At 74.6% G+C, this 20,271-nt stretch carries 16 protein-coding genes and 1 tRNA gene; 6 read left to right on the top strand and 11 right to left on the bottom strand.

Translation table 11 applies throughout. From position 1 onward, the window contains the following. Positions 1 to 3: 3 nt before the first annotated feature. Together EV188_RS12270 and EV188_RS12265 are read right to left on the bottom strand one after the other, a co-directional pair. Complete coding sequence (locus EV188_RS12270) at positions 4 to 3,039, bottom strand: arabinosyltransferase domain-containing protein (RefSeq protein WP_133826559.1); 3,036 nt, start codon at positions 3,037 to 3,039, stop codon at positions 4 to 6. Next, a complete protein-coding gene (locus tag EV188_RS12265) occupies positions 3,023 to 6,187 on the bottom strand; it encodes an arabinosyltransferase domain-containing protein (RefSeq protein WP_133826558.1) in 3,165 nt (1,054 codons plus the stop codon). Before EV188_RS12265 ends, EV188_RS12270 begins: the two co-directional genes overlap by 17 nt. A 74-nt stretch (positions 6,188 to 6,261) precedes the next feature. On the opposite strand from EV188_RS12265, the gene EV188_RS12260 reads away from it, so the two are divergent. Beyond that, positions 6,262 to 6,702 (top strand): GtrA family protein, encoded by a 441-nt coding sequence (locus EV188_RS12260; protein WP_133826557.1) that lies wholly within the window; start codon positions 6,262 to 6,264, stop codon positions 6,700 to 6,702. 53 nt (positions 6,703 to 6,755) lie between these two features. Next, a complete protein-coding gene (locus tag EV188_RS12255) occupies positions 6,756 to 7,733 on the top strand; it encodes a glycosyltransferase (protein WP_133826556.1) in 978 nt (325 codons plus the stop codon). An 85-nt stretch (positions 7,734 to 7,818) separates the two neighbouring features. On the opposite strand, the gene EV188_RS12250 is transcribed toward EV188_RS12255, so the two are convergent. From EV188_RS12250 to EV188_RS12230, 5 genes are read right to left on the bottom strand one after another with little or no spacing between them, the layout of a single operon-like run. Next, positions 7,819 to 11,403: an arabinosyltransferase domain-containing protein gene (locus EV188_RS12250; protein ID WP_133826555.1), complete on the bottom strand. Its 3,585-nt coding sequence runs from the start codon at positions 11,401 to 11,403 to the stop codon at positions 7,819 to 7,821. Positions 11,404 to 11,462: 59 nt separating this feature from the next. Further along, on the bottom strand, positions 11,463 to 12,368 hold the full coding sequence (gene glfT1, locus EV188_RS12245; RefSeq protein ID WP_133827078.1) for a galactofuranosyltransferase GlfT1: 906 nt from the start codon (positions 12,366 to 12,368) through the stop codon (positions 11,463 to 11,465). A gap of 11 nt (positions 12,369 to 12,379) precedes the next feature. After that, positions 12,380 to 13,177 carry a galactan export ABC transporter ATP-binding subunit Wzt/RfbE gene (gene wzt, locus EV188_RS12240; protein ID WP_133827077.1) on the bottom strand — a complete coding sequence of 266 codons (798 nt, stop codon included), beginning with the start codon at positions 13,175 to 13,177 and terminating at the stop codon, positions 12,380 to 12,382. Between the two features lie 5 nt (positions 13,178 to 13,182). Continuing rightward, positions 13,183 to 14,121 (bottom strand): galactan export ABC transporter permease subunit Wzm/RfbD, encoded by a 939-nt coding sequence (gene wzm / locus EV188_RS12235; protein ID WP_133826554.1) that lies wholly within the window; start codon positions 14,119 to 14,121, stop codon positions 13,183 to 13,185. 56 nt (positions 14,122 to 14,177) lie between these two features. Beyond that, positions 14,178 to 14,732 (bottom strand): bacterial proteasome activator family protein, encoded by a 555-nt coding sequence (locus EV188_RS12230; RefSeq protein ID WP_424922925.1) that lies wholly within the window; start codon positions 14,730 to 14,732, stop codon positions 14,178 to 14,180. A gap of 119 nt (positions 14,733 to 14,851) precedes the next feature. Here EV188_RS12230 and EV188_RS12225 point away from each other — a divergent pair, with 119 nt between their 5' ends. Continuing rightward, the gene (locus EV188_RS12225; protein WP_133826552.1) at positions 14,852 to 16,069 is read left to right on the top strand and encodes a cysteine desulfurase-like protein; all 1,218 of its coding nucleotides are present in this window, start codon (positions 14,852 to 14,854) and stop codon (positions 16,067 to 16,069) included. 241 nt (positions 16,070 to 16,310) lie between these two features. Here the strand turns inward: EV188_RS12225 and EV188_RS12220 are convergent, their stop codons facing one another. Then, positions 16,311 to 17,321, bottom strand: coding sequence for an NAD(P)H-quinone oxidoreductase (locus tag EV188_RS12220; protein ID WP_133826551.1), 1,011 nt, complete (start codon positions 17,319 to 17,321; stop codon positions 16,311 to 16,313). A gap of 77 nt (positions 17,322 to 17,398) precedes the next feature. Between EV188_RS12220 and EV188_RS12215 the strand changes: the two genes are divergently transcribed. The 3 genes from EV188_RS12215 (at position 17,399) to EV188_RS12205 (ending at position 18,415) form a co-directional block, all read left to right on the top strand. Beyond that, on the top strand, positions 17,399 to 17,866 hold the full coding sequence (locus EV188_RS12215; protein WP_133826550.1) for a MarR family winged helix-turn-helix transcriptional regulator: 468 nt from the start codon (positions 17,399 to 17,401) through the stop codon (positions 17,864 to 17,866). 21 nt (positions 17,867 to 17,887) lie between these two features. Continuing rightward, positions 17,888 to 17,972 (top strand) — tRNA-Ser (locus EV188_RS12210). Positions 17,973 to 17,995: 23 nt separating this feature from the next. Beyond that, positions 17,996 to 18,415, top strand: coding sequence for a PPOX class F420-dependent oxidoreductase (locus tag EV188_RS12205; RefSeq protein ID WP_133826549.1), 420 nt, complete (start codon positions 17,996 to 17,998; stop codon positions 18,413 to 18,415). Positions 18,416 to 19,065: 650 nt separating this feature from the next. Here the strand turns inward: EV188_RS12205 and EV188_RS32970 are convergent. From EV188_RS32970 to EV188_RS12195, 3 genes are all read right to left on the bottom strand, one after another. Next, entirely contained in the window at positions 19,066 to 19,191 is a 126-nt protein-coding gene (locus EV188_RS32970; protein ID WP_279536724.1) for a hypothetical protein, read from the bottom strand. A gap of 24 nt (positions 19,192 to 19,215) precedes the next feature. After that, complete coding sequence (locus EV188_RS12200) at positions 19,216 to 19,449, bottom strand: hypothetical protein (RefSeq protein WP_133826548.1); 234 nt, start codon at positions 19,447 to 19,449, stop codon at positions 19,216 to 19,218. 137 nt (positions 19,450 to 19,586) lie between these two features. Then, complete coding sequence (locus EV188_RS12195; RefSeq protein WP_166659850.1) at positions 19,587 to 20,264, bottom strand: DUF1990 family protein; 678 nt, start codon at positions 20,262 to 20,264, stop codon at positions 19,587 to 19,589. Positions 20,265 to 20,271: the final 7 nt, after the last annotated feature.

Raw genomic sequence — 20,271 nt, 5'->3', positions numbered from 1 at the left:
AGTCTAGGGGGTGTCCAGAACGGGGATGCTCGCGCGTCCCTGCCTGCTCCACCCGGCCACGGTCTCCTCGCCGACCTGCGGCGACAGGGTCGAGAGCCCCAGGCGCGGCGTCCACCGCGCGAGGCCCACCGCGTCGCGCGTCGGGTCGCCGTCGAGGTACACCGGCACGCGGACCTCGTCGACGAGCAGGCGGGGCATGAGGAACGGGCCGCCGGTGGTCGGGCTGACCGCGATCTCGCCCGCGTCCGAGAGCCCGGGCGCGGTGATCCGCCACGGCGGGACGCCCGCGGTGCCCCCGGTCAGCGGCGGCGGGCGCAGGCAGCCGAACGGGAACGCGACCGGCCAGTCGACGAGCGCGGTACTGCCGGGCGGGACGACGTCGTCGAACGGCACCGTGCGCGGCACGCGCGGGACGCTGACGGCGAGCGGGAGGTCGGGCGACTGACCGGCCGGGGTGGCCGTGCGGGCCTCGTCGGCGTCGCGCGCGGTGCTCGTGGCCCGCACCCGCACCAGGGTGGCGCCGTCGGGGGCGAGCGCGCGCAGGTCGCGCGGGGCGGTCCCGTTCCGGGCGCCGGCCGGGGACTCGGTGACGGGCGCGTCGGCCGGCGAGACCGCGAACTCGAGGGCGACGCTGCCGCGCGCGACGCTCCCGCTCGCCGTCACGACCACCGGCGCCTCGCGGCGCTGCGCCTCCGGGGGCAGCGGGAACCAGCCGGAGCGCAGCTCCGCGGCGCCGTTCCCGACCCCGGCGGGCGCGGCCCACCCGGGGAGCTCGATCCCGCCGGCGGTCAGCGGCACGGCCGGCGCCTGCGCGCTCGTCGGCGTGAAGGAGGGCCCGAACGCCTGCGGTGCCGCATCGCTCGCACCGAGGATACCCGCGCGCGGGTCCGTCTCCACGGCCAGTTCCGACGCCATTCCGCACGGGTCACCGCGCAGGGCGGCCAGGGAGTCCGAGCCGTAGCTGAAGGTGCCGAGACGGTCGGCGGTGACCTTGAGGAACGAGCCGCCCTCGAGCGCCACGACGGCGACGACGAGCACGAGCGCCAGCGCGCCCGGCGCCAGGGCCCGGGACAGACGTCGCGGCACGGCGCCCCGCACGGCCACGAGCACGCCGAGGACCAGGGTCCCGGCCATGGTCACCGGCAGCGTGAGGTTGGCGAGCGGCACGCGGGCGACCTGCGGCGGGATGTCGTTCCAGAACACGCCCCACGCCGCGGCGTAGGCCCACTGGTTGTTGCCGATGAGCACGAGCGTCGTGACCAGCCCGAGCCCGCCGAGGACGACGACGAGCGCGGGCCCGCGCAGCCGGTGCGCCGCCCCGACGACCCGCGGCGACCACAGGACGACGAACAGGGTCAGGACCATGGTCCCGACGCCGATGAGCTCGCCGAAGTGCAGCGTCCACTTGGTCGGGCTGACGACCAGCAGCACCGGCGCGAGCGACACGAGGGCGAGCAGCCGGCGCACCGGGGGCGCGGCGACGGCGGCCCGCGCCCGGTACAGCGCCCACGCCACGGCGGGCAGGGCGAGCAGGGTCAGCAGGACCGCGAGCCGCGCCCCGATCCCGCCCTGGACGTCGCCGGGCACCAGCAGCGTCGTGTAGCGGGAGAGCTCGTTCCACCACGGCGACCCGCCCCCGACGAGCTGGCGCACGCGCGTGGCCTCGAGCAGGCCCGCGAGCGACTGGTCGGCGGCCATCGGCAGCACCGCGACGGCGAGGCCCGCGACGACGACGAGCGCGCGCGTCCAGCCCTCGCGCACCCCGAGCCCGGCCCGCGAGAGCGCCGGCAGGGCCACGAGCAGCGGCGCGAGCCCGAGCAGCGCGCCCGGTGTGAGCGCCACGGTGAATCCGGCGAGCACCGCGGCCCCGAGCAGCGGCACCAGCGCGCGCGTGGCGATGGCGCGCTCCGTGCACACCCACACCGCGAGCACCCCGAGCGCGAGCCACGGTTCCGGGCGCAGCGAGAGCCCGAACGGCGCCCACCACGCGAAGAAGGCGGCGGCGGCCACCCACGTCGCGCCGGGCCGCCGCAGCGCCGGCCCGAGGCGGGGGAGGGCGTGGCGGCGTAGGAGCGCCCAGAGCAGGAGGCCGAGGACGGTCGCGGGCACGCGCAGCCAGAGCACCGACGCGGCCCCGTCGGGCGCCAGCGACGCCCACGCCCGCGTGACCTCGTAGAACCAGCTGAACGGCGCCTCGGGCGCGTTGAGCCAGCGGTAGACGTTGCCCGTGAACCCGCTCTCGCCGCGGTTGCGCAGGATGCCGACGATGTAGCCGTCGTCGACGGTCGCCGGGCCCACCAGCGCCCACCCGGCGAGCCCGAGCGCGACGAGGCCGTCGACCGGGCGCAGGCGGGGCCGCCGGAACCCGCGGAAGCGGCGCCCGTCCCGCCGCCAGACCGCGACGACCATCCCGGCGAGCCCCAGCAGGACCCCGATCCCGAGCAGGTCCTTGACCACGCTCGGCGTCGTCTGGAACCGGGTGTCGGTCTGCAGGGACACCGACAGGCCGTCGGTGCCCGGCGTCCCGGCGACCAGGGCGGCGACGACCGGGCGGACGTCGCCGTCACGGGACGCGACGACCCGCCCGTCGAGAGCCACCGACGTCCGCGACGGGTCCGACGCCACCGTCAGGGCGCACGGCCCCGGCGGCACCCCGACGGCGGCGAGCGTCTCCCCGTTGCTGGTCACGACGACGCCCCCCGCCGCAGGCCGGACCTTGAGCCCCCCGACCGGGGCCGGCGGGGTCCCGGGCGGCGTGGTGGCGAGGGTGGCCGCGCCGGGCGGGGTCGCCGCGAGCGCCGCGCAGCTCACCGAGGCGTCGAGGCGCACCGGTTGGTAGGGCATCAGCGGCAGGGACGCCGCGGTCGTGCCCTGCGGCCAGGTGAACGTGACGACGGGCTGGACGACCGGTGCCAGCGGGAAGGCGATCGCGCAGAGCAGCGTCAGGACCGCGGAGGCCAGCAGCAGGGTGGGGCGCGGGGGAGGGACCGGCCGGTCCGTCGTGGTCTCCTCCGCCCGCGGCTCAGCCGAGGTACTCACGACCGGAGTAGGCCTCCGAGGCCAGGGTCGCGAACCGCTCGAGGCCGCCCCGCGTCACGTGGTCGACCCGCAGGTCGTAGCCGTCGGTGGGGTGGTCGTAGACGATCCGGTCGACGTTGCCCCACGGCAGGGCGGGCACGCCGCCGTCCGGCACCGCCGAGAACGGGCGGACCGTGGCCCACGTCCGTTCCGACTGCACCATCGTGCCGCCCCAGGACTCGTAGGTCGGATTCGTCAGGATGAACTCCGGGGTGTTCTCGGCGGCGATGAGGCGCAGGGTCGGGGTGGGCGCGATGCCGTCCTTGACGGCGACCTGGTCGATGCACGGCCACAGCACCGCCGAGAGCTGGTCGGCGAACGCCCCGCCCGCGACCTGCGCGGGCGGGCGGTCCTCGGTGGTCGCGAGGTTCATGACCGGCTGCATCCGGGCCAGGTGCGGCGACGCCACGGCGAGCGCGCTGTCGGGGCCCGCGACCCGGTCCTCCACGACCAGCCGCACCGCGGTGGGCCGGCTGCCCGGCAGCTGCACCGGGATCTCCTGCCACTGCCGCGCGGTGAACCCGGGGGCGGGGGTCACGGCCACCGACTCCGCCTCGACCGGCGCGCGCGGGTCGCCGGAGGCGAACTGGACGACGATCCGCTGGCGGTCCGGCTCGTTGCCGGCGACGGGGACGATCACGTGGGTCGGCGCGCCCTCGGCGGCCGGGTCGACCGCGGGCAGCGGGTACCAGCCGGTGGTCAGCGACCCGAGGCCCGTGACGCCCTGGGGCGAGGTGGTCGGGTCGGCGCCCGGCGGGAGCTCGACCTCGTCGTGCCAGAGCTCGCCGGGGCCCGGTGCGGGCACGGGGGCGGGGTCGTCGGCGGCGAGTGCGAAGTCGCCGGTGCGGGTGTCCGGCGTCGTCGGCGACCCGACGTCCTGCCCGGTCCGCGCCATCACCGTCGCGGCCTCGCCCAGCCCGCAGCCGCGTCCCGTGAGGGCCTGGGCCTGGCTGCCGGCGACGGTCCACCCGGCGCCCTGCCGCAGCGGCGCGACGACCATGACCGCGACCATGAGCCCGACGAGCGCCCCGGTGGCGACGACGAGCACGGCGCGTTCCGGGGTCACCCCGAACGTGCGACCCCCGCTCCGTCGCCGCCAGGCCAGCCACAGCCCGGCGAGCGCGGCGAGGATCAGCCACCACCACACGTCGCGCAGGTAGAAGTCGTGCCAGTGCGGCGCGAAGCTCTCGAGGTCGAGCATCGAGATGTCGGTGTCGAGGTGGTCCCCGAACGGCTGCCCGCGGTCGCTGTAGGGCTTCCAGGTGTTCGGCCCCGCGAACCCGAGCACGGTCGCGCCGCTGATGAGCACGACGGACGCGCCGGTCACCAGCGCGCCGGCGCGCCGCGGCAGCGGCGAGCGCAGCAGCGTCAGGGCCAGCAGGATCGTCGCCGGCGCCTCGATGGCCCCGAAGTGGTTCACCCACTTCGTCGGCCCCAGCGCGAGCAGCCCGAGCGCCACGGCGACGGTGACGGCGGCGCCCAGCGTCGCGTCGCGGATCCGCCCGGCGGCGGGCCCGCGGCTGCCCCGGCCGCTGCCGATCGACACGACGACCAGCAGCACCACGGTGAGCAGCACCGGAAGCCGGCGTCCCCAGGTCCCGGTCTCGATGAGGGTCCGGTAGTGGGCCCACTCCTCGTACCAGGGGAAGGTCAGGTAGTACCAGCTGTGGACGTCGGTGGCCTCGATGACGTCGCCCAGGGTCGCGTCGCCGAACCCGACGGGGATGGCGATCGTGCCGGCGGCGATCACCGCGCCCGCCGCGCCGAGCCGGGAGCGCCACCCGCGCGCGGCGAGCCAGCGCCACAGCCACGGCAGCGCGACGACCACCGGCGCGGCCGCGACCAGCCCCGACGGCGACACGGTGACCGCGAGCGCGGCCAGCGCGGTCGCCGGGACCAGCGGGCCGACCGCCTCCCGGCGCCGGGCGACCTCGGCGAGCACGAGCACCGCGGCGGAGATCGGGACGATGACGACCTCGGGGCGCAGCGCCATCCCGTACGGCAGCCACCAGGCCAGGTGGGCGACCAGCAGGGCCCAGGCGACCCCGGGCAGACGTCCGCCCCGCCCGAGGATCGTCGCCAGCAGGACCCGCAGCAGCGCCCACGTCAGCAGCCCGAGCAGCAGCGGCAGCAGGCGCATCCAGAGCAGACCCCACCCCGGGAGCCCGACCGCCTCGCCGAGGTGGCCCCAGACCGCCATCACGTACTGCGTCAGCACGAACGGGTTCTCCGTCGTGTTGAACATGTAGATCTGGTTGCCGATGTAGCCCGTCGGCGTCGCGTTGCGGGCCATCAGCAGGTACCAGGAGTCGTCGTTCTGGAGCGGCCCGATCACCACCCAGAGCGCCGACACGAGGCCGACGACGACGTCGGCGGGGTGGAACCGCGGCCACACGAGACCCGCGCCGCGGCCGCGCCACCGCCGGGTCGCCATCCAGATCGTCGCGACCAGCGCGAGCGCGTGGAGCACCAGCAGCGTCGTCTTCAGCCCGCTCGGCACCGAGGAGTAGCGGTCGTCCGTGTGCACGGTCGCCGCCAGGCCCGGCGTGCCCGGCGCGTCCGTGGCGAGCTCGGCGACCTGCGGGACCAGCGCGCCCGGCCGTTCCGCCAGGACCTCACCGTCGCGCTCCACCCGCGTGCCCTGCTGGTCGGCGACGACCCGGTAGGTGCAGTCGCCGAGGGGGAGGATCTCGGAGACCAGGGTGTCGCCGGAGCTGGTGACGAGGACGCGCCCGCCGCTCGTGGCCACGGTCAGGCCCCGGCCCGGCGCGCCCGCCGACTCGGGCTGGGTGCGCAGCGCGTCGCCGCCCGGGCGCAGCGCCGCGCACGGGACGTCGGCGGTCAGCGAGAGCGGCCGGTACGGCGTCAGCGGCAGGCTCGTCGACGACGCCGGCTGCCCGGCCTTCGGCCAGGTGACGACGGGGTCGTCGGCGATCACCGGCGCCAGCGGGATCGCGAGACCCAGGAGGACCGTGATCGCCCCGAGGGCGGCGAGCCACCAGCCGGCGGCCCGCGAGCCACCCGGTCGGGGCGGGCCGGCCGACTCGTCGTGGTGCTCCTCGCCGGGAGCCGGGTCGGCCCGGCCCTCCTGCGCTGCCACCACGGCCATGGGTGTCGACGATATCGACGCCCTCCGGCGACACCCCGAGGAGGTCACCAGCTGCGTACTCGTACCCTCAGGGCATGACCGCGACCGGGACCGGTACGGACGAGCGACCCGCTCCGCTCGGCCTCAAGGCCCAGATCGTCCGTTTCGTCGCGATCGGCGCCGTCGCCGCCGCCGTCGACCTCGGTGTCTACTCCGGCCTGCTGGCCCTCAGCGTCTGGGCGCCGCTGGCCAAGGCCGTGTCGTTCATCCTCGGCACCACGACGGCCTACCTGCTCAACCGCCGCTTCACGTTCGCGTCCTCGTCCGGGGGTGCCGGGAAGTTCCTCGGCTTCGTCGTGCTCTACGGCTCGACGTTCGCGGTCAACGTCGGCGTCGCCGCGCTGGTCCTGCACGTCATGGACGCGCCGACGGTCAACCCGGGCCTGCTCGCCGGCTTCCTGTCCTGGTTCATCGCCCAGGCCTGCGCGACGACGATCAACTTCGTGGTCATGCGCACCGTCATCTTCCGCGACTGACCCTGCACACGCTGCGGATCGTCCCCGACCTGCGCAGTTCCGTCGTCGAGGCGATGCCCGCCGGTCAGGCGCTGCTGTTCACCTCCCGCCGCGACGACGCCGACGCCGCGCTGCTCGCCGCCCCGGGTGTCGCGCCGTTCACGTGGCGGCGGCTGCTCCGCGCGCTGCGCGACCCCGACCTCGAGGTCCTGGAGGTCGCCGAGCCGCTGTGGCTCGGGGAGTGGCGGCGCGCGCTGCGCTACATCGCGCTCGCGAGGGCGGTGCGGGTCGTGCGCCGGCGGCGGGTGGCGGTCGCGACCTACGCCATCGAGAACCTCGACGCCCGCGAGCGCGTGCCCTCGCGGGTCGCGCGGCTCGCCCTCGCCGTGTCGCTGCTGTCGCTGGACGCCGTGGTGTTCGGGACCTCCGGCGCCGCCGAGAACTACCGCCGGGCGTTCGGGTGGTCGCTGCGCCGCGCCCGCCACACCGTCCTGCCCCCGCGCCTCGACGCGTGCAGCGTGTGCGCCGCGGACGGGACGCCCCGCGAGGCGACCGTGCTGTTCCTGGGCACGCCGAGCGAGCGCAAGGGGTTCCCGGTGCTCCTGGAGGCCTGGGCGCTGGCCGGCGCGGCGGAGCGGGGCTGGCGGCTGGTGGTGGCCGACCCCCGGGGGTCGAGCGAGCTCGCGCTGCCGGCCGGGGTGTCGGTCACGGTGGACCCGCCCCGGGCCCAGGTGCACGCGATGCTGCGCTCCGCGACCGTGGTCGCCATGCCGTCGGTCCGCGTCCCGGGCTGGCGCGAGCAGATCGGGCTCCCGCTGGTCGAGGGCCTGGCGCACGGCTGCCGCGTCGTGACGACCACCGAGACCGGCCTCGCCGACGACCTCCGCGACCACCCCGCGGTCGAGCTCACGACCCCGCGCGACCCGCAGAGCCTCGCCGACGGCCTCCTCCGGGCGATGCGGGGACGCGTGGACGTTCCGCCGGGCCGGCGGGGTCACACCAAGAGCGACGTCGTCGCCTGGTGGCGGTCGGCCTGCATGCGCCGGTGGTGATGAGCGAGGGTCACGCTCGCTGCCTCCCAGGCAGTCGAGGTGACCCTCGCTCCTCGTGGCGAGCGGCGGCGAGCGGTGGCGGGCGTCAGCGCGACGGCGACGGCGTGCCGGGCGGCGGGTCGCCGATCGGGCCGGGGGTGAACGTCCCCCACACCGTGCGCTGGCCGTGGGTCACGGTCGGCGCGGCGGCGTCCGGGACGTAGGGGTCGAGGCGCTCGACGATGCCCCAGTCGCGCCAGGGCTGGCCCTGGAGATAGGTCGGCAGTTCGGTCCGCCGCTCCAGGATCTCGATCCACCCCAGCGGCCCGCCGGCGTTGGCCGACGACCAGTTCACCCCACCCGGACGCAGCTGGCTCGCGTCGGCGATGAGGCGGTAGCGCGCGACCTCGGCGATGCCGTCGCGCACGTCGAACGGCCGCAGGCACGGGCTCGCGAACTGCACCGGCCACTCGAGGTAGCCGGGGTTCTCCGGCCCGAGGATCTCGGTCAGCGGCACGAGCTGCGGGCCGCGCATCGGCGCGATCGCGAGCCAGCCGTCGGGGCCGAGCGCGCGGTCCTGGGCGATGAGGCGCACCTCGTCGGCCTGGGCGCCGAGCCCGCCGGCGAGGTTGAGCCGGATGTCGCGCCATCCCGGCTCACCGGCCCGCCCGTCGTCGACCGGCTGCTGGCCGAGGACCTGCACGCGGCCGTCGGGCAGGCGGTCGGCGAACTGGAGGGTGAGGAAGTTCCCGCCGTTCAGCCGCCCGGCGACGGTGAGGACGAGCGGCGTGGTGCCGCTGCGCAGGTCGTCGTTCAGCGAGTACCAGTCGGTGCGCAGGACGCCGGTGCCGGTGCCGTTCGCGTCGTACGAGCCGAGCGCCTGGTCGGCGAGGCCGTTGCGCAGCGAGTACTCGTAGCCCGAGACCCCGGTGCCGCCGCCGACCGGCGGGCTGGCGCCGGCGCGGGAGAACCCGCTGTTGGCCGGCTGCGGCTCGACGAGCTGGGCGTCGGGGGCGGACGCCGGGATGGTGTTGGCGGGCAGCGGGGCCGGTGTCTGGCTGGTCGACGACCCCGCGGCGCCGGGCGTGGTGGACGTGGTCGGCGGGGTCGTGGTGGTCGTCCCGCCGCCGTCGGTGCTGCCGGTCCCGCCGCTGCCCGAGGAGCCCGACGCCCCGTCGGTGGTGCCGGCACCGGCGGTCGGTGTCGGGGTCGCGGGCGCCACGACGGGCAGCACGCCCGGTGCGGAGGGCGCGAGACCGGTCGGCGGGGGCGCCGCGGGCAGCACGCCCGCGAGGGTCGAGCCCTCGACGCGGACGGCGTCGGCGAGGCCGCAGCTGTTGCCGGTGGGGTGCTCGAGGACGTCGCCGCCGAGGGAGAAGCTGCCCTCCTGGGCCTCGATCCCGTCGGTCATCGAGATCATCTCGAACGCGAGGAGGGCGGCGCAGACCAGCGCGATCGGCGCCGAACCGAGCCGCAGGGCCCGGGCGCGGCGCTCGACGGAGGACCCGCCGGGCGTGCGCCGCAGCTTGCCGAGGGCCTCGCGCGGCGGCCGCAGGACGTTGCCGACGGCGGACGAGACCGCCGGGGGCAGCGTGGTCGCCGAGGACGAGGGGGGCGTCCCGAGCTCCTCGGGTCGCGGCACCCCGCGGATGTGCTCGACCCCGGCCCAGATCAGCAGGAGCACCGAGACGCCGAGACACAGCGTGTAGACCGGCCACGGCTCGGTGAGGCCGTAGCCGAACGGCCAGCCGTCCCAGAAGACCGCGCCGCCGTTGAACGGCACGCCCCAGTTGTTCGTGTACCACCAGGTGTTCGGGCCGGTGAACGCGAGCGCGAGGACACCGAACAGCGCGGCCAGGAACAGCAGGCGGTTACGGCGCGAGCGCAGGACGTCCGCCGAGGTCGCGAGCGCCGTCAGCGCGGCCATGCCGGCGCCGAGGGCGGCGAAGGCGCCGAAGTGGTGGGTCCACTTCGTCGGGGTCAGCGCGAGCACCGCGAACGCGATCACCGACGAGCCGATCAGCCGCTGCGACGGCCCGAGGGCCGCGCCGGCGATCTTGTCGCGACGCAGGAGCACGACGATGCAGACGCCGATCCCGAGCATCAGCAGCAGCACCGGGAAGCGGCGCGCGAGCGAGCCGTCGGCGGCCGTCCCGAACAGCGACTGGTAGCGGACGACCTCCTGGAACCAGCTCCAGTTGGGGCCGAGCAGCGTGCGCAGGCGGGTCGCCTCCCACACCGCGGACCAGGTCTGGTCGGCGTAGATCGCGACGAGCACGAGCAGCCCGGCGGCGAACACCGGGGCGAGCACCGGCAGCCAGCCGCCGAAGCGGACCCGCTCCATGATCAGCTTCCACAGCGGGCGCGCGGCGGCCAGGAACGGCGCGACGGCGATGAAGCCGGTGGGGGTCGCGGCCACCGCGAACGCGGCCGCGAGCAGCCCCAGCGCGACGGGGGCGAGCCGCCGCGTCGCGACACCGCGCTCGACCGCGCAGAACGCGAGGAGCGCCGAGATGACGACGACCGGCTCGGGGCGCAGGCCGTTGTTGTAGGGCAGCCAGAACGCGAGGAAGACCATCGCCGCGGCCCAGGCGGCGGCCTTCGACCGGCGCACCTGCTGACCGAGGCGCGGCAGCATCTCGCGGCTGATGAGGATCCAGGACACGATCCCCATCGCGAGCGAGGGCACGCGCAGCCAGAGCACCGAGTCGTCGATGCGGATCCACTGCGCGTAGAGCTCGTAGAACCAGCCGAACGGCGCCTCGGGGACGTTGAACCACCGGTAGTAGTTGCCGATGTAGCCCGCCGACTCGCGGGCCCGCGCGATGCCGAGGATGTAGCCGTCGTCGGAGGTCTGACTGCCGATCACCGCCCAGACGGCGAGCACCGCGCTGACCACGAGGTCGCGTCCCGTGGGCCACCACCAGCGCTTGGGCGCCAGGCGCGGGGCGCGGCGCCCGGCGCGCACGTCGAGCGCGTGCAGCGCCCACACGCCACCGGCCACGGCGAGCACCGCGAGGACGCCGGCGAGCACCTTGAGCGTCGTCGGCGACGTCTCGAACCGCGTGTCCGGCGTGATCGACACCGACACGCCCGCGACGTCGTCCTGCCCGTCGTCGAGGTCGGAGTAGATGCCGACGACCTGCGGGCGCGCGTCGAACGGCAGCCGGATCTCCTGGCCGATGCCGAGGTCGACGAGCGTCGAGCCGGCGTCGGACACGATCCGGACGGTGCAGTCGCCGGGCGGCACCGCGGCGTTCGCCATCTGCTGGCCGCGGTCGTTGAGGACGAGCTGGCCGTTCTCGACGGTCAGGCGCATCCCGACCTGGGCGCCCGCGTCGGAGAGCGGCGGGTAGGTCGACAGGACGGTCGCGGTGCCGGTGCTGCGCGCGTCGAGGTCCTGGACCGCCCGGCACGGCACCGTGACGCTCATCGTCTCGGGGCGGTAGGCCACCAACGGGGCGTCCACCGGACGGGTGCCTGTGGTCGCGCTCGGCCACGTGATGGTCGAGGTGTCCTGCACGACGGGCAGGAACGGGAACAGCAGCGCGAGCCCGGTCCCGAGCAGGCCGAGACCGACCGCGAGCCAGCGCAACCAGCGGGGACCGCGGGTCGGACGGCTCCCGTCCGGGGTCTCGGACACGTCCGCGCCCGGGCGGTCCGGGCTGACGGCCTGTTCCGAGGTCAGCACGCTGCGAGGCTAGTCGTGACGTCGGAGGGCCTCGTGAGGTGGATCCGGTGGACGGTGCGTCAGCGGCGGTGGAAGCGCTCGCGGCGCCCGAGGCGCACGAGTGCGAGCCATTCCCGCAGCGCCGCCGGGTCGCGCCGCGAGACGAGGAAGTACCACGCGAAGCGCAGGTGCTCGATCGCCCCGAACTTCCGCAGGCCGGGCTGGGCGAGCAGGTACCCCCGGTTGCGGTACGTGTAGTAGCGCTTCGCGGCGTCGCCCGGGTCCTGGGCGTGCAGCCGCCCGCCGAGCATCGGCTTGAACTCCGCCGAGCCGTCCGGGTGCAGGTAGGCCGTGGTGAGGCAGATGCCGTACGGCAGCCCCGAGCGGGCGAGGCGCCGGTGCACCTCGACCTCGTCGCCGCGGACGAACAGCCGCAGGTCCGGGACGCCGATGACGTCGAGGGTGTCGGCGCGGAACAGCGCGCCGTTGAACAGGTGCGCGATGCCCGGCATGAGCTCGTCGTCCCCGTAGGCTTCGAGCTCGCTGCGCCGCCGCATCCAGCGCAGCCCCTGGCGCAGGGGGAACGCGAGGCGGTCCGGGTCGGTGATGTCGGCGATCACCGGCGACACCTCGGCGAGGCCGCGCCGGCGGGCGACGTCGAGCAGCGTCGCCAGCACGTGCTCGTCGGCCGGGCGCCCGTCGTCGTCGGCGAGCCAGAGCCAGTCGGTGCCGCGGGCCAGCGCCGTGAGCATGCCGAGCGCGTAGCCGCCGGCCCCGCCCAGGTTGTGCTGCGACGGCAGGTAGGTGACGGGCAGCCCGCAGTTCTCGACGACCGCGCGGGTCCCGTCGTCGGGGCCGTTGTCGACGACGATCAGGTGGTCCGGTGGGCGGGTCTGCTTGGCGATGACCGCCAGCCCGTCGACGAGCAGGTCGGCGCGGTGGCGCGTGACGACGACCGCGGTGACGGTCTCGGCCTCGGCGTTCATCGGGTCAGGGCTCACCCGCTGGTGCCCGCGCGGTCGAGGCGCTCGAGCGTCTCCGGGCTGAGGTTCTCGAACACGTCGCGGCCCTTGTAGTGGCTCAGCACGTCGCGCAGCGAGCCCTGCTCGCGGATGACGCCGCCGTCCATCCAGATCGCGGTGTCGCACAGCTCGACGAGGAACTCGTCGGAGTGCGAGGCGAACACGAGCATCCCGGAGCGGCCGACGAGGTCGCGCAGGCGGTCGCGGGCCTTCTCGAGGAACGCGGAGTCCACGGCGCCGATGCCCTCGTCGAGGATGAGGATCTCGGGGTCGATCGAGGTGACGACGCCCAGCGCGAGGCGCACGCGCATGCCGGTGGAGTAGGTGCGCAGCGGCATGTTCAGGTAGTCGCCGAGCTCGGTGAACTCGGCGATCTCGTCGACCCGGCGCTCCATCTCGCGGCGGTTCATGCCCAGGAAGAGCCCGCGGATGATGATGTTCTCGTAGCCGGAGATCTCCGGGTCCATGCCGACGGCGAGGTCGAACACGGGGGCGACGCGCCCGCGGATGCTCGCCCGCCCGCGCGTCGGCTCGTAGATGCCGGCGAGCAGGCGCAGCAGCGTCGACTTGCCGGCGCCGTTGTGCCCGACGAGCCCGACGCGGGCGCCCTCGCCGAGCGAGAGGTCGACGTCGCGCAGGGCCTCCACGACGGGGACCTTCTGCTCGCTGATCCGGCCGCCCGCCCGGCCGAGGACGGACTTCTTCAGCGACCTGTTCTTGGCGTCGAAGATCGGGAACTCGACGCAGGCCCCGCGGACCTCGATGCTGACCATCTGACTCACACCCAGTACGCGACGCGCGAGCGGTAGTTGCGCAGGGCGATCAGCGCGAGGGCCCAGCCCACGAGGGTGATGCCGCCGCAGACCACCCAGTGCGTCCAGCTCTGCACCTGGCCCACGAGCGGGGCCCGGAAGATCTCGATGAAGTGGTAGAAGGGGTTCAGCTTCGCGAGGAACGCGATGATCGCCTTCGGGCTGCCGGGATCGCCGCCGGACAGCAGGTCGGTGGTCCAGATGATCGGCGTCATCGTGAAGAACAGCTGCATGAAGCTGCCGACCACCGGCGGGATGTCGCGGAAGCGCGCCGAGATGATCCCGAACAGCAGCGTCACCCACAGACCGTTGACGACGATCAGCACGAACGCCGGGATCGCCAGCAGCGCCCACCAGCTCAGGCCGGGGTGCACGATCGCGTCTGGGTTGTTGTTGACCATCGTGTACGGCTGGTCGAGCTGGCGGAAGAAGAGCGCCAGGACGATGACGTAGACGACGACGTTGTGGGCGAAGAACAGGATCTGGCGCCACACCGTGCGGAAGACGTAGATCATCAGCGGCGCTGGCAGGAAGCGGATGAGCCCCTCGTTGGAGATGAAGGTCTCGGTCCCCTCCAGCACGCAGGCGCTGATGAAGTACCAGATCATGAAGCCGACGGTCACGTACGGCATGAACGTGCCGATGGGCTGCCCGAACAGCTGCGAGTACAGGCCGCCGAGCGCCGCGGCCGTCACGGCCATGCTGATGGTGATCCAGAGCGGGCCGATCACCGAGCGCCGGTAGCGCTGCTTGATGTCCTGCCAGCCGAGGTGGCCCCACAGCTCGCGCTGCGCGATCGCCGCCCGGATGTCTCCGAACGCGCGTCCCCAACTGCGCGGGGACGGCGCGTTCTCGGCAGGCGCCGAGTCGTCGGCGTCCTGGCGCGCGAGTGCTGGGACGGCCACGACGGGTGAGCCTACCTGCGCGGGGGGTCGCTCCTCGCGGACCGGCTCGCCCGGCGTCAGAGGTACTGACCCGTCGTGTCGTTGCCGCTCGCCGCGCCCCCGGACCCGGCCGGCAGGCCCCGGCGCATCTGCTCGAGCTGCACCTTCGCGGCCATCTGCTGGGCGACGAGCGCGGTCTGGATGCCGTGGAACAGGCCCTCGAGCCAGCCGACGAGCTGCGCCTGGGCGATCCGCAGCTCGCCCGCGGACGGCGGGTCGTCGGTCGAGAACGGTTCGACGAGGCGCTCGAGCTCCTCGCGGAGGTCGGGCGAGAGCGCGGACTCGAGCTCGCGCAGGGACGAGGCGTGGATCTCGCGCAGCCGGCCGCGGCTCGCGTCGTCGAGGTCGGTGCCGCGGACCTCCTCGAGGAGCTGCTTGATCATCATGCCGATGCGCATGACCTTCGCCGGCTCCTCGACGCCGGTGGAGAGGTCCTCGGGGGAGTCGTCGTCGCTGGTGGCGGGCGCCTCGGACGCGTTCTGCCCGTCGCCGGGGACCCGGACCGTGCCGACCGGCTGCCCGTCGGGTCCGACGATCATGACCTGGTCACCGGGGGTGGGGCTCTCGCTCATGCCGTCCATCCTCCACCCGGCGGTACCCGGCACCCGCCCGGCGCCCGCCCACCGCCCGCAGCCGTCACCTGGGCTGACCGCCGTCGCTGCTCGGAGTGCCGCTCCGTACCCTCGCGGGCATGGCGTTCGACGTCGCTCGGGTGAGGGGCCTCGTGCCCGCCCTGGGTGACGGGTGGGCGCACCTGGACGGTCCGACGGGCATGCAGGTCCCCGAACAGGTCGCCACGGCCGTGTCCTCGGCCCTGCGCGCGCCGGTCTCGCGGCCCGGCGGGGTGTTCCCGGCCTCGCAGCGCGGCGGCGCCATCATCGAGGCGGCGCGCCGTGCCGTCGCCGACCTCGTCGGCGCCGACCCCAAGGGCGTTGTCCTCGGCCCCGGCCCGGCCCCCCTGCTCGAGCGGCTGGCCGACGCCCTGAGCGGGGACTGGGCCCTGGGCGACGAGGTCGTCGTGTCCCGGCTGGACGACACCGCCAACGTCGCGCCGTGGGAGCGCGCCGCGCGCCGCTCCGGCGGGCACGTGGTCACCGCCGAGATCGACGTCGAGACCTGCGAGCTGCCGAGCTGGCAGTTCGACGAGCTGCTCGGCGACCGCACGCGCGTCGTCACCGTCACCGCGGCGTGCCCGGCGATCGGCACCCGCACCGAGGTCGCGGCCATCGCGCGCAAGGTGCACGCGCTGCGGCAGTACGGCACCGGCATCGAGCCGCTGATGGTCGTCGACGCCACCGCCGCCGCGCCCTTCCTGCCGCTGGACCTCGACACGATGGGCGCCGACATCATGGTGCTCTCCGCCGCGGCCTGGGGCGGGCCGCCGGTCGGGGCGCTGGTGTTCCGCAACCCCGAGCTGCTCGACCGCCTGCCCGCCGTGTCCCTCGACGCGTCGGCCAAGGGCCCCGAGCGCCTCGAGATCGGCGACGCGCCGTACGCCCTGCTCGCGGGGCTCGTCGCGTCGATCGACTACCTCGCCGACCTCGACGACAACGCCGACGGCCCCCGCCGCGACCGCGTGCTCACCTCGATGAGCTCGGTCCGCAGCCACCAGGACGAGCTCACCGCCTACCTGGTCTCCGAGCTGCGCTTCCTGCCCGGTGTCATGGTCATCGGCGAGCCGCCGCGCCGGATCCCCGTCGTCGCCTTCACCGTCGCCGGCCGCACGGCCCGCGAGGTCGCCGAACGCGTCGCCGAGCACGGCGTCTGCGTCGTCACCGACACCGGCGACCACGGCGCCCTGGAGGTCCTCGGCGGCGCCGAGGTCGGCGGCGTCGTGCGCGTGGGCCTGGCGCACTACACGACACGCAACGAGATCGACACGCTTGTCAGCGCCCTCGCCCGCCTCTGAGTCCCCGGGCTCGTCCCTGAGCCGGTCCCTGAGGCCGAACGGCCCACGGGTGTGCCAGCGATGCGGCTTCGCTGGCACTCAAGGCCAGGATCGCCACATGCTCGCTGCGCGACACGCCGAGGTCGGCGTACCGCGAGGCGCCGGCGCGAGCCCGGCCCCGTCACCAGAGATCACGGGCGTCGCCACGCACACCGTGGCCGCCTCGAGGTCGATGGCGTCGCCCGTGATCTCCGCGAGCGGGTCAGCCGCTCAGGACCCCGTCCTCGTCGCGCACGACGAGCACGAGCTTCCCGACGACGCCGCCCTCGTCCAGTGCCGCGTGCGCCCGGGACGCCTCGGCGACGGGGAGGTACTCGTGGATCACGGGCCGGACGCCGCCCGCGGCGACGAGCGGCCACAGCTGCTCGCGCACCGAGGCGACGATCGCGCCCTTGCCGTCGGGGCCCTCGACGGGACGCGCGCGCAGGGTCGTGGCGCCGACGGAGAGGCGCCGGGTCAGCAGCGTCGCGAGGTTGATCTCGGCCTTCGGTCCGCCCATCAGCCCGATGATCACCAGGCGCCCGCCGGTCGCGAGTGCGGCGAGGTTCGCCTTGAGCGTGGAGCCGCCCATGTTGTCGAGGATGACGTCGACGCCGCGGTCGTCGGTGGCGCTCGCGACCTCGGTGGGCAGGTCGTCGTGGTAGTCGATGGCGACGTCGGCGCCGAGGTCGAGGCAGGTCTGCAGGCGCTCCGGCGAGCCGGCGGTGGCGAGCACGCGCGCGCCCATGGCCTTGCCGACCTGGATCGCGTGGGTGCCGATGCCCCCGGACCCGCCGTGCACGAGCAGCGTCTCGCCCTCGCCGAGGTGCCCGGTCATCGCGAGGTTCGACCAGACCGTGCACGCGACCTCGGGCAGCCCGCCCGCGTCGACGAGCGAGACCCCGTCCGGCACGGGCAGGAGCTGGGCCGCGGGCACGGCGACCTTCTCCGCGTAGCCGCCGCCCGCGAGTAGCGCGCAGACCTCGTCGCCGACCGACCACCCCGTGACCCCGGAGCCGAGCGCCGCGATCCGCCCGGAGCACTCGAGCCCCGGCACCTCGGAGGCGCCCGGGGGCGGCGGGTACATGCCCTGGCGCTGCATGACGTCGGCGCGGTTGACGGCCGTGGCGACGACGTCGACGACGACCTCGCCCGGTCCCGGCTCGGGGTCGGGGTGCTCGACCCACTCGAGGACCTCGGGGCCACCGGACTCGCGGATGCTGATCGCGTACACGCCGCGGCACGCTATCGGCGGGGCCCGGCGTCCGCGCGTTTCGTACCGCGGGTACGCCTTCCGGCTATCGTGGGCTGATGGCCGAGCAGGAGCCGCGCTGGCTCGACCCCGTCGAGTGGCACGCGTGGCGCAACTACATCGCGGGCCAGGCCCTCCTCGCGGGCCGGCTCAACCGCGAGCTGTCCGACGCCCACGGCCTCTCGCTGGCCGACTACGAGATCCTCGTGCGCCTCTCCGAGCAGGAGGACCACCGCATGCGGATGAGCCTGCTCGCCGAGGAGGTCGTCGCGTCGAAGTCGCGGCTCTCCCACCAGGTGTCCCGCCTCGAGGCCGACGACCTGGTGCGCCGCGAGCTCTGCCCCTCCGACGGCCGCGGCGTCTTCGCGGTCCTCACCGACCACGGCTTCGACGTGCTCCAGCGCGCCGCGCCCGACCACCTCGAGGGCGTGCGCGCCCACTTCGTCGACCTGCTCGACGAGCACGAGCGCAAGGTCATCGGTGACGTCTTCGAGCGCGTCGCGACCAAGCTGCGCGCCGACTCCTGACCGGCGCCTACCCTGGCGCGCGGAAGCGTGGCAGAGCGGCCGATTGCATCCGCCTTGAAAGCGGACGTCACGAGAGTGACCGGGGGTTCGAATCCCCCCGCTTCCGCAGGTGAGAGCCGGGGAGGCGTGGTGTCGTTCACGGACGCGGAGATCGAGTTCATCCGGGCGCAGGGCATCGGACGGCTGGCCACCGTGGGTCCGGAAGGGCAGCCGGACGTCGTGCCCGTCGCGGTCGAGTTCGACGGGCAGCACCTCTGGGTGGGAGGCCCCGGGGATGTCGTCCGGACGCGCAAGTTCCGCAACGTTGCCGGCGGCTCTGCTCGGGTCAGCGTCGTCTTCGACGACCTGCCGTCCATGGAGCCGTTCGTGGCCCGCGGTCTCAGGGTCTACGGGAAGGCCGAGCAGCCCTTCGAGCGCGTCGGGATGGTCGGGCCGGGCACCTACATGCGGATCACGCCCACGGTCTCGTGGAGCTGGAACCTCGCCGGAGAGCCGGCGGGAGAGGAGTGGTACCCGGTGACCCGCCGCGAGCACGTGGGCTCGGACTAGCGTCGGGTTCGTCCCGATCGCGACAGTCCGAGGAGCGTCCCGACGCGGAGAGCGCCGGGCACGGCGCGCTGAACCTCACGATCGACAGCGTCGACGAGGCGGACCGGACGCTCCGCGACCGCGGCATCGTTCCCGGCGAGCTCGTCGAGGCCTCCGAGTTCGTGCGCATCCTGCCCGTCACCGACCCCGACGGGAACTCGATCACCCTGCTCCAAGCGCGCTGACGCGCCCCGGCAAGCCCGGAAGTGCGTCCGCCGAACAATGCGATCGTTGCTCGTCCGAATGGCGCGCCACTCGCCCGGAATACCGGCCGGTTCCGTTGACCTCTCGAATCCCTGAGGAGGACGATCGGGACAGCCCTGTTCGGTCGGATTGACAGAACAGACGGCAGTCGGGGCTGTCGGGGGCGTGCGCCGATGGCGCACGCCCTCTTCTTCTACCGGGGGCGTGTGGTCGTACGTGGAGAGCCGAGTGGGGGACAGCGGTGGCGCAGGAGCTGTGGTGGACAGGTTCCCCTTACCGGGCTCACCAGCCGCTGTGCAGCGGGGTTGCACCTGCTCGGTGCTCGCCAACGCCGCCTACCGCACCGGGGCGTCGGATCTCCCGGTGATCGACGCCGACTGTCCCCTCCACCGTTCCGGGAGCATTTCCTAGAACTCCCGGTATTCGTATTCGGCCATCCCGAGCCGCTCGCGCGTGAACGCGATCGCGGCGGCCGCGTCGAAGTGCGTGCCGGCGAACACCACGAGCGCGAGGAAGCGTCGCGACGTCCACACGTCGAGCGAGATACCGCGAACGCGTCACTCCGGGCGATCGTCCTCGTCGGGCTCCTGCTGGCGGATGCTGTCGAGGATGTCGTCGATCTCGGTGCGGTCCCGCGGGGGCCGGACGCGTCGGCTCTCGAACGCGAGGTGCTGGAACTGCGGCGCGAGGGTACGCCACACCTCCTTCTTCATCGCGTCGTCCACCGCGTCGCCGAGCGCGGCCTCCTCGCCGGGCTCGTCGGTGGGCTGGCCGCCCTCGTCTGTGGACATCCGCGCCTCCCTGCCGGGTAGGGCCAGGGTGCCCGCTCCCCGCCGAGGTGAAGCCCGTCAGGCGACGGCGGCGCTGCGCTCCACCCGGCGCGACGCGACGGCGAGGCCGGCCGAGACCTCACAGGGAGGCAACGCGCTCAGGCGGTGGGCGCCACCACGATGTCGCCGGGACCGATCCGCCGCGGCTCCGGACGCTCGCCGCCCGCGGCCACCTCGGCCACGAGACGGGCCAGCCGCCGGCCCGCGGCGCGGTAGAAGCGGGTCTGCGTCCAGCGCCCGAACACCCCGAACCCGAGGGCGACGACGGGATTGGCGATCTTGGCGCGGCTGGAGACGCCGGTGATGACGAACTCGACGCGCCCGGTGTCGAGGTTCTTCACCACCTCGTACACCAGCCGCCCGCGCTCGAGGTGGTGCTCGAGGGTGCGGTAGCTCCAGCCCCAGGAGCGCTCGCGGGTGCCGTCGGCGCGGTCCCGCACCTCGTCGACCTCGGCGTCCACCCGCACGCCCAGGGGGAAGCGCAGCACGATGAACCGGCCCTCGAGGAGCATGTCGCGCCCGACGAGCGGGGCCTCGGCGTGGAAGTACGCGCGCATGATCGAGGGCTCGGCGAACTCGTAGTCGTGCACCATCCGGCACGCCTGCTCGTACGGGCCGTCGGGCACGGGCTCGCCCGGTTCCTCCTCGCCGAGCAGGTGCCGGACGCGGTCGTGGTGCCACCCGCGGCCCTCGGTCTCGGCGGGGTCGTAGTTCAGCCCGTGCGCGGCGATCTCGCGTAGGCCGCGGTCCGGGTCGGGGTGGGCCGTGAACCTCACGCGGTGC

The sequence above is a fragment of the Actinomycetospora succinea genome (genome assembly GCF_004363095.1).
GTDB lineage: Bacteria > Actinomycetota > Actinomycetes > Mycobacteriales > Pseudonocardiaceae > Actinomycetospora > Actinomycetospora succinea.
The sequence above is the reverse complement of the archived record's forward strand: the minus strand, read 5'-3'. Positions and strand labels throughout refer to the sequence as shown.